We start from the raw sequence: 16,404 nt of genomic DNA on the forward strand, positions 1-16,404 counted from the left end.
GCGATGATCGCATGGTCGGCGCAGATGCACCGGTAGTGCCGGCCAGCGGCCGGCACTACCCATGCAGGGGCATTACGGCAGGCCGCGCCACTCCGGCACGAACAGGCCGGCCAGGAACCACAGCCCGTAGACGATCCACAGGCAGAGGAAATACAGCTTGATCTGCGCTTCGTCCCACAGGCTGCCCCAGCTGTCGACGAAGGCCAGCGACTTCCAGCCTTCCATCCAGGCCGCGCCACCCCAGCGCAGCACCCAGGTGGCGAACAGGCTCCAGGCGGCGAACATCCCGATCCAGGCCAGCAGGCTCATCGTTTCCCTCCCCAGGGAGTGGAGATCGGGTAGTGCCGGCCAGCGGCCGGCACTACCGTGTTGCGATCAATCGCCGCCCTGGTCGGCGTTGGCGGCGCAGCTGAAGCTCTTGCGCTTGTCGACCAGGCGGCCCATCAGGCGGTCGCTCAGCGGCAGCGCATCGCCGTTGAGGCGCCAGTCGTAGATCACGCTGAAGGCCAGCACGCGGGCCACGTACTCGCGGGTCTCCTTGTAGCTGATCGTTTCGATCCACAGGTCCGGATCGAAACCCGGTCGCTGGCCCTGCCAGCGGGCGGTCGGGGTCGGGCCGGCGTTGTAGGCGGCGATGGTCACATACGGCAGGCCGTCGTACTTGTTCATCAGCTGGCGCAGGTACGCGGTACCGATGGCGATGTTGGTGTCCGGGTCGTACAGGCTGTCGGCGCCGCCGTAGCCGGTCAGGCCGATCGACTTGGCCACGCCGGCACCGGTGGCCGGCAACACCTGCATCAGGCCCATCGCGTTGGCAGGCGAGCGCGCACGCGGGGTGAAGGTGCTCTCCGCGCGGATTTCCGCCGCCACCCAGGCCGGGTCGATGGCGTTGCGTGCCGATTCGCGGCGGATGGTGGCGTCGTGGTGCAGCGGGAAACGCAGGTCGTACAGGCGCTGTTCCTGCGGCTGCTTGCCGAGTGCGAACACGGCGCGGTCGAACCAGCCGTTGTCCTGCGCCACGCGCACGGCAAGGCGGCGCTGGGTGTCATCGAAACGCGACAGAGCGCTGTTCCATTCGGCCACGGCCCAGCCTGTGCGGTCGATCTGGTACAGCGCCATCGCACGCTGGATGGCCGGGTCGCGCGCGATCACGGCCTGCGCCTGCGCGCTGTCGTTCGGCTTCCACGGGCACAGCGTATAGCCCTGCTGCAGCTTGTCGGCGGCGAGGAAGCCGTGGAAGGTGGGGGCGCGTGCGGCATCGCGGAACAGCGCCTGGGCCTGCTGTGCCTGGCCCGTCTTTTCCAGCATGCGGCCTTCGAAGTAGCGCCAGCGCGGGTCGCTGCGTTGCTTGCTGCCCATCTTGCGCAGCGCGGTCAGTGCCGCTGGCCAGTCGCCACGCGACATGGCCTCGCGCACGCGCCATTCGTGCAGGCGCTCGTCATACGCCGACTCCGGCACCGCATTGAGGCGGCGCGCCGACTCCGGCAGATAGGAGGCCACCGTCCACAGTGCGATCTGGTACAGCACCTGGCCCTGCTGGTCGGCACTCAGGCCGAGGGCCTGCGCGTACTGCGGCAGCTGCTGCTCGGTGGCGCCGGGGTCGGCCTTGGCCAGCTTGGCCAGGCCATCGGTGGCGATGCGGCGGCTGCGCTCGTTGCGTGGCCAGTTCAGTGCGCTGGCGTTGGGCTTGTCGACGAAGGCGGCGTACGTGTTGGCCAGTGCCAGATCGGTGGCGGGCAGGCCGCGCGCCGCACTGCGCATCACCGCCGGCTGCTGCGCGTCGGCGGCGGCGTCGATGCGTTCCCAGCGCAGCGCGTCACTCAGCCCACCCTGCGCCTGCAGTACGGCGAAGACCGCATCGCAGCCATCGGGCAACGACTTGCCGTTCTTGCGCCACAGGTCCTGTGCCTCGCTGATCCACTGTGGATCGACCTTGCCGGTCACCTGGCGCGCGGTCAGCTGGGCGCAGCGCAGGCCGGCGTTGTCGGTGGGCGCCCAGTTGGCGAGCAGGGTCGGCCAGTCCTGGCGGCGCGCGACCGAAGGCAGCCACACGCTGCGGAAGGTGGTGGCCACGGCCTGGCCGTCGTAGCGCTTGAGGAAGGCCTGTGCCTGTGCGGTATCGACGGTGTCGATGTTGCGGCGCAGGTTGGCGTACTCCAGCCAGCCATAGGCCGGGTGGCGGCTGAGCGCACCGGCCTGGCCGGGATCGAACTGGCCGCGCTCGGCGGCAGCGATGGCGGCTTTCAGCTGCGCATTCTGGGCATCGAGGGACTGGGCATTGGCGCAGCCGATCAGCAGCGTGGTGGCCAAGGGCAGCAGGGACAGGGCGGTCGAAGAGCGTCGGGTCATGGCGCCCAGCATAGCGGGCGCTGGCTGAATTCAGTTTCGCATTGCGTGCACGCCGCAGCTCGGCAACGGCAGCTGAATGTTGCGGATACCGGCACTGCCATTCGGCGCGGCACGCGCCGTAGTGTCGGCCTTGGGCGAACGGCCCGGCTGCAGGGAGCGGCACATGGCGTTCAGTAGCGCAGGACGAAGCGGCCCGCTGGCGGAGATCAATGTCACGCCACTGGTGGATGTGATGCTGGTGCTGTTGATCATCTTCATCGTGACCGCGCCGATCGTGGCCCGGCCGATTGCCGTGCAGTTGCCACAGGCCACCGATCGCATGATCGATCGCCCCGAACCGCCAGCGCCGATCGAGCTGCGTCTGGATGCGTCCAACCAGCTGAGCTGGGACGGGCAACCGATGGCGATCGGCGATCTGCAGGCGCGCCTGCAGGCGAAGGCGGGCGAGCATGCCGGCAACCTGCCGGAGCTGCGTATCGCCACCGATCCGGCGGCCGAGTACGAAGGCATGGCCAGGATCCTCGCCGCCGCCGAGGCTACCGGCATGGAGCGCATCGCCTTCGTGCGGTGAGTGGGTCAACGGGCGGCCTGCCATCGGCAGGCCCCCCTCCCTGGATGCCGCAGGGGGCATGTTCCTGAAGGGACAACCGCTGGATATGCCGGCGCTGCAGCAGGTACTGGCGCAGGCGCAGCAGCTGCCACTGCCGCGTCGCACGGCGGTGCGCCTGTCGACGGCCGACGACACCGATTACCAGGACATGGCGCGTGTGCTGCTGGCTGTCAGCCAGCGCGGCCTGCGCGTGGAAGCACTGGACCGCCCGTGGCGGCACTGGCAAGACGGCTTGATGGAAGACGGTTGATCTCGGCGCACGCTGTCGCAGCTGGCATTTGTGCTGCGCACGGCGAACAGTACCGTCCGGTCTTAATCTGTCGCCATTTGACGTAATCCGCCGTCAGTTGCGTCAATTCCGCGTGAAAGAGTGTCGATCATCACGCCGTGATTTTTACCGCTTGTTTACAAAGGAGACGCTGCCGCCATGCAGGGGGAGCGCGGCAGCCCATGACCCGACATTCCTTTGGAGAGAGAGCGAATGATTCACCTGCATCACCGCCCGTTGGCGGTTGCTGTCGCGCTGTGCGTGACGGCCCTGGCACCGCTGGGTGCCGCTGCACAATCCACCACCAACCTCGATGCGGTAGAAGTCACCGGTACCCGCATCAAGCGCGCTGAAGTCGAAGGCCAGGTGCCGATCCAGACGCTGACCCGCGGTGACATCGAGCGCACCGGCCTGACCTCGATCGGCGAGGTGCTGCAGCAGCTCACCGGGTCCGGTTCGGCACTCAACGCCAAGTTCAACTCGTCCGGCAACTTCGGCTTCCCGCCCGATGGCAGTGGCGTGGGCGCCGGTTCGGCGCAGGTCGATCTTCGCCATCTGGGCGCCAAGCGCGTGCTGGTGCTGGTCGATGGCATCCGCTGGGTCAATGAATCGTCCGCGTCCGGCGTGGGCTCGGCCACCGACCTCAACACCATTCCGCTGGCCATCGTCGAACGCATCGAAGTGCTGGAGGACGGTGCGTCATCGCTGTACGGCTCCGACGCCATTGCCGGTGTGGTCAACATCATCACCCGCCGCGATTTCGATGGCGGCCAGGTGACGCTGAACTACGGCGAATACAGCAAGGGCGACGGCACGCAGAAGGGCGTGGACCTGGCCTGGGGCAAGAGTGGCGATCGTTTCAGCCTGTTCCTGGGCGCCAGCTGGACCAAGCAGGACCCGGTGTTCGCCAAGGACCGCGAGCAGTCGCGCTTCCCGATTCCGGGCACCGGCCTGGCGTTCGGCAGTGGCGGCATTCCACAGGGCCGCTTCATGTTCACCGACCCGAACACCGGCGCCGTGCAGAACATCGTGCCCAATACCGGTGTGAGCAATCCGCGTTACGACGGCAGTGCCGGCTGCAACCGCAGCGATGACTACCATTGCTTCACCACTGCCGACCGCTTCAACTTCGCCGAATACAACATGGTGCTGACGCCGTCGGAGCGCAAAGGCCTGTTCGGCCAGTTCCGCTTCGACATCACCGACAACGTGCAGTGGTACGTCAAGGCACTGGGCAACCGCCGCGAGTCGACCAACCAGGCCGGGCCGGAGCCGCTGTTCTTCGGCCCCGATGGTGCCACCGGCAATCCGCTGGCCGACAACATCGTGGTCTCGCGCCTGAACCCGTACAACCCGTTCGGCTTCGACCTGGTGTCCGGCGACAACATGAGCCTGATCGGCCGCCGCCCGGTGGAAGGCGGTGCGCGCGTGTTCAAGCAGAAGGTGGACACCACCTACTTCGCCACCGGCCTGGTCGGCGACTTCCATGCCGCCGACCGCAGCTGGTACTGGGACGTCAACGGCATGTACAGCAAGAACAAGGCCGAACAGACCAACTACGGCAGCTATGACATCTACAAGGTGAACATGGCGCTGGGCGATCCGGCGGTGTGTGCGGCCACCCCGGGCTGCGTGCCGCTGAACATCTTCGGTGGCGTCGGCTCGATCACCCCGGACATGCTGAAGTGGATCCAGCCGGTGGTGCGCGACCGCAGCCAGAACGAACTGAGCCTGTTCACCGCCAACCTGTCCAGCGAACTGTTCTCGCTGCCGGCCGGCCCGGTGTCCTTCGCCACCGGCGTCGAGCATCGCAGGTACAAGGGTTCCTACCAGCCTGATCCGCTGACGGTGATCGGTCACTACAACGGCGTACCGTCGCAGCCGACCTCCGGTTCCTATGACGTCAACGAGGCCTACCTTGAGTTGAGCGTGCCGATCTTCGCCGACTCGCCGTTCGGCAAGAAGCTCGATCTCAGCCTGGCCGGGCGCTACTCGGACTACTCCACCTTCGGTGGCGAGTTCACGCCCAAGTACGGCCTGCGCTGGCAGGTGACCGACGACTTCGTACTGCGCACGACCTATGCCGAAGGCTTCCGCGCACCGTCGATCGGTGAACTGTACGGCTCGGCGGCGCGCGCCGACCTGCAGCTGTTCGATCCGTGCTCGGTGGGCCTGGGTGGCACGCCGCCGCGTGGCAGTGCAGCCAACTGCGCCGCGCTGGGCGTACCGGCCGGCTTCCAGCAGGCCAACTCGCAGATCTCGGTGACCACCGGCGGCAACCGCGAGCTGGATCCGGAACGCTCGCGCAGCTTCAGCGCCGGCTTCGTGTGGAGCCCGTGGTTCGGCAACAACGCGTCGTGGTCGGAGCGCTTCGATGTGGAGGTGACCTTCTACCGCCATGCCATCGACGGCGCGATCCAGGCGATCAACGCGCAGACCCAGCTGGACCTGTGCGTGGATACGCTGGACCCGATCTACTGCAATGGCATCACCCGTGCCAGCACCGGTGCGGTCAGCAGCTTCAACAACCGCCTGACCAACCTGGGTTCGATCAAGACCGATGGCTGGGACGTGGATCTGTTCTGGACACTGCCGCAGACCTCCATCGGCCAGTTCAAGCTGGCCTGGAAGAACACCTTCGTCGGCCGTTACGAGGCCACCGGCGCGGCCGGGCAGAAGCAGCCGCAGAAGCCCGGCGTGGAAGTGGCGGACAGTTCGATTCCGGAGTGGACCAGCAACGCCAGCATCGCCTGGACGATGGACCGCTGGAGCGCCAACTGGACGGTGCGCCACATCTCCGAGTTGACCGAGAACTGCGGTGATGCCGCGGCGTTCCCGGTGTGCAGCAACCAGGCGGCCGGCACCAACACGCTGTCGGCCACCACCTTCCACGACATGCAGGTGGGCTACAAGATCGACTGGATGAAGGGGTTGCAGCTGACCGCTGGCCTGAACAACGTGTTCGACAAGGATCCGCCGATCTGCCTGTCGTGCTCGTTGAACGGCTACGACGCCTCGACCTACGACATCCCGCGTGGCCGCTACTGGTACCTGCGCGCGGACCTGCGGTTCTGATGAGGGTGCGGCGCCGGGCACAGCCCGGCGCCGCTGCTGGGTCGAGCCAGGCTCGACGCCATCGGCGCTGTTGCGATCAGAACGACCAGGTAAAGGTCAGCGAGCCGTTGCGGCCCTCGCCATAGCCGCCGTAGCCGTAGATCTGCGCGTAGTACTTCTTGTCCAGCAGGTTGTTGAGGTTGGCCTGCACGCTGAACTGCGGCGCGATGCGGTAGCGCACGAAGGCACCGACCAGGGCGTAGGCATCCTGGTTGAAGCGGCCGTACACCGGGTCGGTGTAGTAGATGCCGTTCTGCCAGTTCACGCCGCCGCCGAAGGTCAGCGCGTCCAGCGACTGCGGGGTGTAGCTGGTGTAGGCCTTGATCGCGGTCTGCGGCAGCTGGGTGTTGATGTCGCTGCCATTGATGTCCTTGGCCACGTAGCGGGAGGCGCCGAAGGTGGCATTCCAGCCCGGTGCCAGTTCACCGTTCAGTTCGAACTCCACGCCGCGGCTGACCGTGCCGCGCGCGGCAACGTAGGCGTACTCGTTGGCCGAACCATCTACGAAGCCACCGGTCTGCTGGGCGACGTTGTCCTGCTCGATGCGGAACACCGCCAGCGAGGCATTCAGGCGGTTGTCGAACCATGCGCCCTTGACGCCCACTTCGTAGCTTTTGCCGTCGACCGGATCGAGGTAGCGGCCCTGCTGGTTGCGGTAGGTCTGCGGCTGGAAGATCTCGGTGTAGCTGGCGTAGGTCGACCAGGTGTCATTGATGTCGAACACCAGGCCGGCATACGGCGTGGTCACCTTGTGGCTGAAGCGGCTGACGGTTGCGCCTTCGGTGCCGTCCAGGCTCCAGTCGGTGTAGCGCGCGCCAAGGATCAGCTTGAGCGGATCGGCCAGCGACAGGCGCGTGGCGGCGTAGGCGGCCTTCTGCTTGATGGTGCCCTGGCTCTGCGTCGGCAGCGTTGCCGCCCAGTTCGGTTCCGGGAAACTGCCGGTCCAGTTGAGGTAGTTGTCCAGTGGCGCCCAGGCCGACTGGAAATCGCCGGTGTTCACGTACTCGCGCTTGTTGTAGCTCAGGCCCGCCATGAACTGGTGCTCGCGGCCCAGCAGCTGGAACGGACCGTCGACGTAGCCATCGACGCCGTCCACCTTGCGGTGGGTCTTGTAGTAGCCGGCCATCGGCAGCACGCCGGCGCCGGTGGCCTTGTTGAAGCCGCCGCCATAGAACGGATAGAACAGCTTGTCGTCGGCATCGGTCCGGTCATGGGTCGCGCCGATCTTGAACTTCCAGCCGTTGCCGAACGCGTGCTGCAGGGTGGCGAACGCGCGCTTGCTGGTGGTGTCCCAGAAGGTCCAGTCCGGCGACGGATTGAACGAGGTCGGATAGTTGGTGGGGGTGCCGTCGGAGAACCACATCGGGAAGCCACCCCAGGTCGGTGCGGTGGCCTTCTTGTGCTGGTAGTCGTAGCCCACGCTCAGCTGCGTGTCCGGGGTGAGGTCGGCATCGATGACCGCATAGCCCAGCGTCTTGCGCTGGTTGTAGCGGTCGACCTGCGAATCGGTATCCAGATAGCTGCCGATCACGCGGCCACGGACGGTGCCGCTGGCATTGAGCGCGCTGCCCACGTCCACGGTGGTGCGGGTGCGGCCCCAGCTGCCGACGTTCACCGACACGCTGCCGGCCAGTTCGGCGCTGTCGGCGTGCTTGCGGATCAGGTTCACCGAGGCGGACGGATTGCCGGCGCCGGTGAGCAGGCCGGTGGCGCCGCGCACCACCTCCACGCGGTCATACAGCGCCAGGTCCAGGCCGGAATCGCCGTAGCTCCAGTTCTGCGCCATGGTGGTCGGGATGCCATCGAACTGGTAGTTGTCGATGTAGAAGCCGCGCGCGTAGAACTCGGTGCGCTCGCTGTCGGACTGGGTGCTGGTTACGCCGGTGGTGTTGGCCAGTACGTCGATGATGTCGTCCAGGTTCTGATCTTCGATGCGCTGGTGGCTGATGATGCTGATCGACTGCGGGATCTCGCGCGGCGCCAGGTCGAAGCGGGTACCGGCCGAGGTACGGCGCACCGAATAGCCTTCGGCGCGCTCGCCCTTGACCACGACCTTGTCGAGGGTGGTCGGGTCGGCAGCGGTGTCGGCAAAGGCGGCCGGCGCCACGGCGCAGAGGGCAACGAGCACGGCAACGGACAGCCGCTGCGGCTGCAGGTGACGGGAAGCGGAACGGGTCATGGGGGTCCTGGACGGGCACGCGCGCTCGACCGCATCCGGGAGGCGAGGCGCTACGGGTTGGGAGAGGGCGGGCAGGCCGTCCTGGCGCTACCGAAAACGAAAGAAATGGTAATACGAACAATTCCTATTTACAAATCATGAACAAATGGGCCCCGTTCCCCGCGCAGGCGGTGGGTCAGCGCAGCAGCGGCAGCGGGTCGCGCGCGCCCTGGGAACCGTAGATGCCCCAGTGCAGGTGCGGCGGCGTGCCCTTGGCGTTGCCGCTGTCGCCGACATGGCCGAGCAGGTCGCCGGGCCGGACGATCTGGCCGCGCGCCAGGCCCTCGGCCCAGTCCTCCAGGTGCGCGTAGTAGTAGCGTTCGCGCGCGGGCCCGATCACCCACACCTGGCGGCCACCGAGCCCGCCCTCGCGGACATCGGCGATGACCCCGACGGTGGCGCTGCGCACCGGCGTACCGCGCCTGGCGAAGATGTCGATACCCGCGTGCGTGCGATCACGACCGCGCGGCGCGCCGAAGGTGTCGGCGATCTGCCTTGGGCGCACGCCCTCCACCGGCACCGGCAGCACGGTGGCGGCGGGCATCTGCGCGAGTGTCCACAGCATCTTCGGGGCGGCTGCCCAGCGGCTGTTCCACAGCGTGATCGCCGCAACGATGGCGATGGCCAGCCACAGGCCACGCAGCAGCCAGCGGCGCAGGCGACGGGCAGGGGAAGTGGGTGTGCTCATGGCTTCGGACTGTAGCGTCGAGCTATGTTCGACGGCTGTTGCTTCGTGGTCAAAGGGCAGTCGAGCAAGCTCGACTCTACAGGGGCGGTAGCAGCGGCACTTCGAAACTGCGTTTCAACGTGCCCAGTGCCACCGAGGTCCGGAACCGCTCGATGTTGTCATCACCGCCGAACAGGCGCTCGGTGATCGCCTCGTATTCTTCCATCGAAGCCGCTGAAAGCAGCAGCAGGAAGTCGCCGTCGCCGGTGATCGAGTAGCACTGCTGCACTGCCGGGTCGTCCTGCACGCGGCGCTTGAACGGTGCCACGCGCTCGCGCTGTTCACTGACCACGCGCACCTCGACGATGATGGTCAGCGGTCGCCCGACCTTGGCTGCGGCGACCACCGCCACATTGGCCGCGATCACACCGCTGTCCTGCAGGCGCTTGATGCGGCGCTGCACGGCCGGGGTGGACAGGTGCACGGCCTCGGCAATTTCGCGCTGCGGCAGGGTATTGTCCCGCTGCAGCAGGTCGAGGATGGCGCGGTCGAAACTGTCGAGCACGGGGGCGATGGCCATGGCGAGCAGAAATTGCACGAACGGGCTGTCAATTGAGCCAAGTGCTCGGCGTGGGCGCAATAGACTTTGCCCATGCAGACCTCACGATTCGCGCCGATGTTGCCGGCGCTGGCGGTGCTGGGCTCGGTCACCTCGCTGGCCATCGGCACCTCCTACGCAAAACACCTGTTTCCGCTGATCGGCGCGCAGGGTACCAGCGCGCTGCGCGTGGGCTTCTCGGCGCTGTTGCTGCTGCTGTTCTGGCGGCCGTGGCGCTGGAAGACCAGCCGCGTGGATGCGATCACCATCCTGCGCTACGGGCTCACCCTGGGCCTGATGAACCTGCTGTTCTACATGGCCCTGCGCACGATTCCCTTCGGCATCGCGGTGGCCATCGAATTCACCGGGCCGTTGACGGTGGCGATGCTGTCATCACGACGACCGATCGACTTCGTCTGGGTAGGCTGCGCGGTAGTGGGGCTGTTGCTGCTGCTGCCGTTGGGGGGCGGCCCGGCGCTGGACCCGGCCGGTGTGCTGTACGCGATGGGGGCGGCGGCGTGCTGGGGCCTGTACATCGTGTTCGGCAAGCGCGCCGGCCACCTGCACGCCGGGCATTCGGTGTCGCTGGGCCTGCTGGCGGCGTCGCTGGTGGTGGTGCCGGTGGGCGTGGTGCATGCCGGTAGCGCGCTGCTCGACCCGAAGATCCTGGCGGCCGGGCTGCTGGTGGCGCTGGTGTCGAGCGCGATCCCGATGTCGCTGGAAATGATGGCGCTCAAGCGCCTGCCGAAGGAGACCTTCGGCATCCTGATCAGCATGGAGCCGGCGGTGGCCGCGCTGTGGGCGATGCTGCTGCTGCACGAGCATCTGCATGGGCTGCAGTGGCTGGCAATCGGCTGCACCGTGCTGGCCTCGGTGGGCAGCACGATGACCGCGCGAAGGCTGAAGGTGCCGGTGGCGCAGGCCGGGTAGCGCCGGGCCATGCCCGGCGGAGAGCGTGCCAACCAAGGGTGGCACCCACCAGGGCAGCATGCCATCCGAGGTTGGCCCCTACCAGGAGGGTTCAGCGCAGGGCGTCGGCCGGGACGTCGATCGCCATCGCCAGGGCGAGGTGATCGGAGAACGCGGCCGGTACCGCTTCCACGGTGCGGGTCTGCAGCCCGCTGCTGACCAGGATGTGGTCGATGGCGCGGTCGGGGCGCCAGCTGGGGAAGGTCGGTACGATGCAGCCGGGCGGCTGCAGCCGGGTCTTCTGGTACAGCACCTGCATTTCCGGGCGTTCGGCCAGGCAGTTGAAATCGCCCATCAGCACCGCGTTTGGGTGGTCGGACAGCAGCTCGGCGATGAAGCCCAGCTGCGACATCCGCGAGCCCGCGCCGAGTGACAGGTGCGCCACCGCCACCGCCAGGCCATCGGCACCGTCGCCGAACTTGGCCAGCAGCACGCCACGCCCGCCGATGCGGCCGGGCAGGGCGTGGTCCTGCACTTCCACCGGCTCCAGCTTGCTCAGCAAGCCGTTGGCGCTGGAGGCGACCCCGCCCATGCGCCGGTTCGGCTGGTGGCTCCAGTAATTGAAGCCGGCGCGCTGGGCCAGGTAATGGGTCTGGTTGGTGAAGCCCGAGCGCAGGCTGCCCGGGTCGGCCTCCTGCAGGCCGACGATGTCATGTTCGCGCGCCAAAGTGGCGATCGCGTCAAGACTGCTGCGCTTGCGACCCGCCGGCAGCGCATGTGACCAGCTGCGGGTCACATAGTCGCTGTAGCGGCGGGTACTTGAGCCGGCCTGGATGTTGGCCGTCAGCAAGCGCAGGGTCCGTGTACGGGGGGAATTCACGGCCGGGAAACGCTTCTTTTGGATCAGTGAGCCTGGGCCGCACCGCGTTCGCGGGCGATCAGGTGGTCGGCAATGCGCAGCATGTCCGGGAAGCTCTTGCCCTTCACCAGGTACTTGCCATTGACGATGATCGACGGGGTACCGCTGATCTGGCTGCGCTGGGCGAACTGCTTGGCCGAGTTGGTCTTGGCGTTCACCGCGAAGCTGCCCATGGTGGCGGCGAACTGCTTCGGATCCACGCCATAGGCGCCGTAGAACTTGGCGATGTCGTCCACCGAGTCACGGCCGCGCTCGCCCTTCAGGGTCTTCTGCGAGTGGATGGCGGCGTACAGCGCTTCGTGGGTCTTTTCCTGCACGCCCAGGGTCTGCGCGGCGTAGAAGGCACGGGCGTAGTCATCCCAGGTGCCGCCGAACATGGCCGGCACGTAGACGAAGTTCACGTCGCTCGGCAGGCCGGCCTTCCACGGGCCGACCAGCGGCTGGAACGCGGCGCAGGCCGGGCAGACGTAGCCGAAGATCTCGGTCACTTCGATCTTGCCGGCGGCCGGCTGGAACGGCTGGCCGTTCGGGATGACCTGGTAATCGGCGCCTTCCACCGGGGCCGGACCGGTCAGCGCGGTGGTGGTCGGGGCCGGAGCAGCCGCCGGAGCGGCTTCGGTCGCAGCCTTCTCGCCTTCGGCAGCGACCGGGGCAGCGCCCTCGGCGCCCGCCGCCGGGGCCGCCGGCTCGTTGCTGGCCGGGGCCGCCGCCGGTTCGGCCGGAGCCGCGGTGGTGTTGGTGCTGCCGTCGTCGGCCTTGCAGGCGGCCAGGATCGGCAGCAGCGCTGCGAGGGCGAGGGCGGCGAAACGGGTCTTCATGGAAACGTCTCCAGCATCTGGAATGGTGGGGCCGGCGTCAGGCACCGGCCAGAGGGAAATGATGACATGCGGCGGCGACAGCGCCGTGTCGATGGTGGGTGTTGGTTCAGCGGCCGCGGGTCGCGCGGGCCTGGGCGATCAGCGCCGAAGCGATGCGCAGCTGGTCGTCGAAGCTGTTGCCACGCACCAGGTACTGGCCGTTGATGATGATGGCCGGGGTGCCCGGCACCTTGGTGCGCTGGGCGAACGCACGTGCGGCGTCGACCTTCTTCTGCACCGCATCGCCCCGCAGCGCCTGCAGGTAGCGGTCCGGGGTCACGCCGTAAGCCTTGTAGAAGGTGGCGAGCTCATCGGCCGAGACGTTCTGCATCGGCAGCGAGCCCTGCTCGTGCAGGGCCTTGAACACCGCCGCATGGCTGCGCTTGGCCACGCCCACTTCGTCAGCGGCGTAGTAGGCCAGGGCCCAGGCATCCCAGGCACCGCCGAAGGCGGCCGGCACCGGGGTGAAGCGCACGTCGGCCGGCAGCTTGGCCGCCCAGGCTTCCAGCTGCGGTTCGAAATGGGCGCAGTGCGGGCAGGTGTAGCCGAAGACCTCGACCACTTCGATCTTCCCGGCCAGCGGCTGGAACGGGCCCGGCTGGGCGATGCGTTCGTAGTCTTTGCCTTCCACCAGCGGTGCGTTGGCAGGGGTGGCGGCACTGGCGGCCAGCGGCAGCAGGACCAGCAGGGACAACAGCAGGCGGGGAATCAACCTCATCGACACGCATCTCCGTTGAAAAAAGCAACGCCGGCGCGGTCGCCGGCGTGAAGGAAACATACCGCAGGCGGGGGCCGCGGTGGCGGCCCGGGCCGACCAGTGGTGGTCAGGGGGCGGCAGCCGGTTGCGTCGGCGTGGCCGCAGCGGCCAGGTCGTCGGCCTTGTTGTGCAGGCCCTGCAGGTAGCTCGACAGCGCCTGCACCTCCTGTTCGCTCAGCTTCTGCGCGACCGTGGCCATGATCTGGAAATGGGTCTTGTCGGTCTCATGGGTCTGCCCGGCCTGGTACTCCTGCAGGCGACGCGCGACATAACTGGCGTGCTGGCCACCGAGGTGCGGATAGGCGGGCCCCGGATTGCCGGCGCCGCTGGGGCCGTGGCAGGCCATGCAGGCCGGCAGGCCGCGCTTGGCGTCGCCACCGCGGTACAGCTGCTGGCCGATCTCGTAGAACTTCATGCCCTTGTACGGGCCGTCGGTGACCGCCGTATCGTCGGCGATGCCGGCCGTGGCCTTCTGGGTGGCGAAGAACGCGCCGATGTCGCGCATGTCCTGCGGGGTAAGGTTCTGCACGAACGGCACCATCGCCACCGCGGCGCCGGAGCTGCGCTGGCCATTGGCGATCAGGGCCATCTGCTGGGCCACGTAGCGCTCGCTCTGGCCGGCGATGGACGGGTACATCTCAACCGTGGAATTGCCGTCGGCGCCGTGGCAGGCCGCGCAGGCCGAGGCCTTGGTCTGGCCGGCCTTGGCATCGCCCCAGTGGGTCTTGCTGAAATCCACTTCCAGCGAGGCGGTCTTGATCGGCCCGTTGTCAGGCAGCGGGGTCAACGTGGTCTGCGCGAACGCAGCGGCGGCAACGACTACGGCAGTGGCAAGGGCGGATACGGCAAGAACGCGAGCGTGGCGCATGCTAAAGCTCCGTATGGACCGGGCCGGGCGGCGGCCGCCGGCATCGCCCGGATTATCAACGGCGTTTCCGCGCACGGTCAACGCAGCAGTGCAGCAAAATGCCCGCAACGGCCGCCGGCACGGGCGCGCGGCGCCGCAACATGCGATCCTAGGCACATGTCATTGCTCATCGAACGCGCCCGCTACCACCTCTCGGCCCACAACGTACGGCAGCTGCCGCCCGATGAGGGCGCCGAAGTGGCCTTCGCCGGCCGCTCCAACGCCGGCAAGTCCAGCGCCCTCAACGCGCTGACCCGCCAGAACGCCCTGGCCCGCGTGTCCAAGACCCCCGGCCGCACCCAGCAGCTGGTGTTCTTCCAGATCACCCCGGACGCCCATCTGGTCGATCTGCCCGGTTACGGCTACGCCAAGGTGCCGCTGGACCTGCAGGCGCACTGGCAGGCCTTCATCGACCGGTACTTCCGCACCCGCGAAGCCCTGAAGGGCCTGGTGGTGGTGATGGATATCCGCCACCCGCTGAAGGACTATGACCGGCAGATGCTGTCCTATGCCGTACAGCGCGGCATGCCGGCGCACGCGCTGCTGACCAAGGCCGACAAGCTCAGCCGCAGCCAGCAGATGCAGACCCTGCAGAAGGTGCGCAAGGAACTGCATTCGGCCTACGGTGACAGTGTCAGCGTGCAGGTGTTCTCCGGTGAGGACCGTACCGGCGTGGACGAAGCCCGCGGCGTGATCGGCGGCTGGCTGGGACTGGAATAAGTATTTCCCCGTCGCCCGGCTGGCAGCCGGGCGCTACCGACCTGTTTCCTGGTAGTGCCGGCCGCTGGCCGGCAACAACGCCCTGTCCTGTGGCACACCCTCACAACGGCGAATACTCCGCCGGCACCCACGCATAGGCCGGGCCTTCGCTGCGCACATGGCCCAGGCCGGGGAACGGCAGGTGCGCACCGGCCACCCACCAGCCCTTGGCGCTGGCCTGCTGCAGCAGGCTGCGACGGCTGGCCGTGGCCGCCTTGCGGTCCGAATCGGCCTCGAACGCAGCCTCTGGATGTGCGAACTGCACTGCGTGGAAGTGCAGCACATCGCCCCACACCAGCAGTGACTGGCCCTGGCTGTCGAACCGGTAGGAGACGTGGCCCGGCGTGTGGCCGTGGGTATCCATCGCCACCGCGCCACCGGGCAGGGCATCGCCGGGGCTGAAGGTGCGCAGGTGGCCGCTGGCCTGGTACGGCGCTACTGCGGTGCGCGCCAGCGGGAAGGCGAAGCGCACGCCCTTCGGCGCAGTGGCCTCGCTGGCGGGGTTGAGCCAGTAATCGGCATCGGCTCTGGACAGCCACACGGTGGCATTGGGGTAGGCCGGCTTGCCCTGCGCGTCGAGTACGCCGCACAGGTGGTCGGGATGGGCATGGGTCAGCAGCACCTCGTCCACCTCGGCCGGGTCCACGCCGGAGGCGCGCAGGTTGCCCAGCACCTGGCCCAGGCCGGGGCCGAAGCACTGCGCGGTGCCGGTGTCGACCAGGGTCAGGTGGTTGCCCTGGCGCACCAGGAAGGCGTTGATGGCGGTCTGCAGCCCCTTCGTGTCTTCCGGCACGTAGCGTCCTTCGAGCAGGCGGCTGACCAGCGTTGGCGGCACGTCCACCACTTCCTGCCGGCCCAGCGCGACCACGCCATCGAACAGGGCGGTGACCTGCAGCGCACCGACGCGCTGGTGATAGACGCCGGGCACCTGCCGGGTGGGAGCGGGCGAGGTGGCTTCGGCCAGTGCAGCCAGCGGCAGGGACGACAGGGCCAGCAGCAGGGCGCTGCGCAGGGGCAGGTGATGCAGGGTCATGGCGGTTCTCGGTGGATGACGGGCAGTTCCGTTGCCGGATAGCGTGCCGTGGCCAGCGTGTGCGCGGCGCTCAAAGCAGTGCGCGGAATGCTCAGGGAGGGGTGTTGTCTGCAGGGCTGCGCCCTGCACCTGCTGCAGGCAACAGCAACAGCAACAGCAACAGCCGAAGCAACGGCGGGCTTCCTGTGGGGAGGCGGGGTGGGTCCGGTTGCGGGAGACGCCGTAAACCCGTCCATGGGGGCTTGGCCGCGGCATCCATGCCGCGGACACTCCCGCAACCGGACCCACCCCGCCTTCGACAGATTCCTGCGAGCTGTCGGAACGGCGTTCTGCTCTGGTGGGTGTCGACCTTGGTCGACACGGTAGATCTGACCCAAATTTGATTATCGATATCTGACAGATGTGTCGACCAAGGTCGACACCTACCAACAGCACACGG

The 16,404-nt window shown here is 67.6% G+C and carries 15 protein-coding genes; 5 read left to right on the plus strand and 10 right to left on the minus strand.

The genetic code is table 11. The annotated features are described in order from the left end of the window. Positions 1–72: 72 nt before the first annotated feature. Together SSKA14_RS05480 and SSKA14_RS05485 are read right to left on the minus strand one after the other, a co-directional pair. Complete coding sequence (locus tag SSKA14_RS05480; protein WP_008267778.1) at positions 73–309, minus strand: hypothetical protein; 237 nt, start codon at positions 307–309, stop codon at positions 73–75. Positions 310–375: 66 nt separating this feature from the next. Continuing rightward, positions 376–2,361: a transglycosylase SLT domain-containing protein gene (locus SSKA14_RS05485; RefSeq protein ID WP_008268057.1), complete on the minus strand. Its 1,986-nt coding sequence runs from the start codon at positions 2,359–2,361 to the stop codon at positions 376–378. Between the two features lie 151 nt (positions 2,362–2,512). On the opposite strand from SSKA14_RS05485, the gene SSKA14_RS05490 reads away from it, so the two are divergent. From SSKA14_RS05490 to SSKA14_RS05500, 3 genes are all read left to right on the plus strand, one after another. Continuing rightward, the gene (locus SSKA14_RS05490; RefSeq protein ID WP_040007092.1) at positions 2,513–2,920 is read left to right on the plus strand and encodes a biopolymer transporter ExbD; all 408 of its coding nucleotides are present in this window, start codon (positions 2,513–2,515) and stop codon (positions 2,918–2,920) included. Positions 2,921–2,978: 58 nt separating this feature from the next. Continuing rightward, positions 2,979–3,209 carry a hypothetical protein gene (locus SSKA14_RS05495; protein ID WP_008267699.1) on the plus strand — a complete coding sequence of 77 codons (231 nt, stop codon included), beginning with the start codon at positions 2,979–2,981 and terminating at the stop codon, positions 3,207–3,209. A gap of 231 nt (positions 3,210–3,440) precedes the next feature. After that, a complete protein-coding gene (locus SSKA14_RS05500) occupies positions 3,441–6,302 on the plus strand; it encodes a TonB-dependent receptor (protein WP_008264749.1) in 2,862 nt (953 codons plus the stop codon). Positions 6,303–6,378: 76 nt separating this feature from the next. Here the strand turns inward: SSKA14_RS05500 and fhuE are convergent, their stop codons facing one another. From fhuE to SSKA14_RS05515, 3 genes are all read right to left on the minus strand, one after another. Beyond that, positions 6,379–8,520 carry a ferric-rhodotorulic acid/ferric-coprogen receptor FhuE gene (gene fhuE, locus SSKA14_RS05505; protein WP_008266656.1) on the minus strand — a complete coding sequence of 714 codons (2,142 nt, stop codon included), beginning with the start codon at positions 8,518–8,520 and terminating at the stop codon, positions 6,379–6,381. A 175-nt stretch (positions 8,521–8,695) separates the two neighbouring features. Beyond that, positions 8,696–9,247 carry a M23 family metallopeptidase gene (locus tag SSKA14_RS05510; RefSeq protein ID WP_008264945.1) on the minus strand — a complete coding sequence of 184 codons (552 nt, stop codon included), beginning with the start codon at positions 9,245–9,247 and terminating at the stop codon, positions 8,696–8,698. 76 nt (positions 9,248–9,323) lie between these two features. Next, entirely contained in the window at positions 9,324–9,806 is a 483-nt protein-coding gene (locus tag SSKA14_RS05515) for an Lrp/AsnC family transcriptional regulator (RefSeq protein WP_040007093.1), read from the minus strand. A 72-nt stretch (positions 9,807–9,878) separates the two neighbouring features. On the opposite strand from SSKA14_RS05515, the gene SSKA14_RS05520 reads away from it, so the two are divergent. Beyond that, complete coding sequence (locus tag SSKA14_RS05520) at positions 9,879–10,754, plus strand: EamA family transporter (protein WP_008267557.1); 876 nt, start codon at positions 9,879–9,881, stop codon at positions 10,752–10,754. A gap of 91 nt (positions 10,755–10,845) precedes the next feature. Here the strand turns inward: SSKA14_RS05520 and SSKA14_RS05525 are convergent, their stop codons facing one another. The 4 genes from SSKA14_RS05525 to SSKA14_RS05540 all read right to left on the minus strand — a co-directional run bounded on the left by SSKA14_RS05525 (position 10,846) and on the right by SSKA14_RS05540 (position 14,134). Beyond that, positions 10,846–11,583, minus strand: coding sequence for an endonuclease/exonuclease/phosphatase family protein (locus SSKA14_RS05525; protein ID WP_008267450.1), 738 nt, complete (start codon positions 11,581–11,583; stop codon positions 10,846–10,848). A 53-nt stretch (positions 11,584–11,636) separates the two neighbouring features. Further along, on the minus strand, positions 11,637–12,470 hold the full coding sequence (locus SSKA14_RS05530) for a thiol:disulfide interchange protein DsbA/DsbL (RefSeq protein WP_008268183.1): 834 nt from the start codon (positions 12,468–12,470) through the stop codon (positions 11,637–11,639). Positions 12,471–12,576: 106 nt separating this feature from the next. Further along, entirely contained in the window at positions 12,577–13,227 is a 651-nt protein-coding gene (locus tag SSKA14_RS05535) for a thiol:disulfide interchange protein DsbA/DsbL (protein WP_040007096.1), read from the minus strand. 106 nt (positions 13,228–13,333) lie between these two features. Beyond that, the gene (locus SSKA14_RS05540; RefSeq protein ID WP_008268312.1) at positions 13,334–14,134 is read right to left on the minus strand and encodes a c-type cytochrome; all 801 of its coding nucleotides are present in this window, start codon (positions 14,132–14,134) and stop codon (positions 13,334–13,336) included. A gap of 156 nt (positions 14,135–14,290) precedes the next feature. On the opposite strand from SSKA14_RS05540, the gene yihA reads away from it, so the two are divergent. After that, entirely contained in the window at positions 14,291–14,893 is a 603-nt protein-coding gene (gene yihA / locus SSKA14_RS05545; RefSeq protein ID WP_008268050.1) for a ribosome biogenesis GTP-binding protein YihA/YsxC, read from the plus strand. Positions 14,894–14,993: 100 nt separating this feature from the next. Here yihA and SSKA14_RS05550 read toward each other — a convergent pair whose 3' ends face one another. Beyond that, positions 14,994–15,965 carry an MBL fold metallo-hydrolase gene (locus SSKA14_RS05550; protein ID WP_008266123.1) on the minus strand — a complete coding sequence of 324 codons (972 nt, stop codon included), beginning with the start codon at positions 15,963–15,965 and terminating at the stop codon, positions 14,994–14,996. Between the last annotated feature and the right edge of the window lie 439 nt (positions 15,966–16,404).

Source organism: Stenotrophomonas sp. SKA14, from assembly GCF_000158575.1.
GTDB lineage: Bacteria > Pseudomonadota > Gammaproteobacteria > Xanthomonadales > Xanthomonadaceae > Stenotrophomonas > Stenotrophomonas forensis.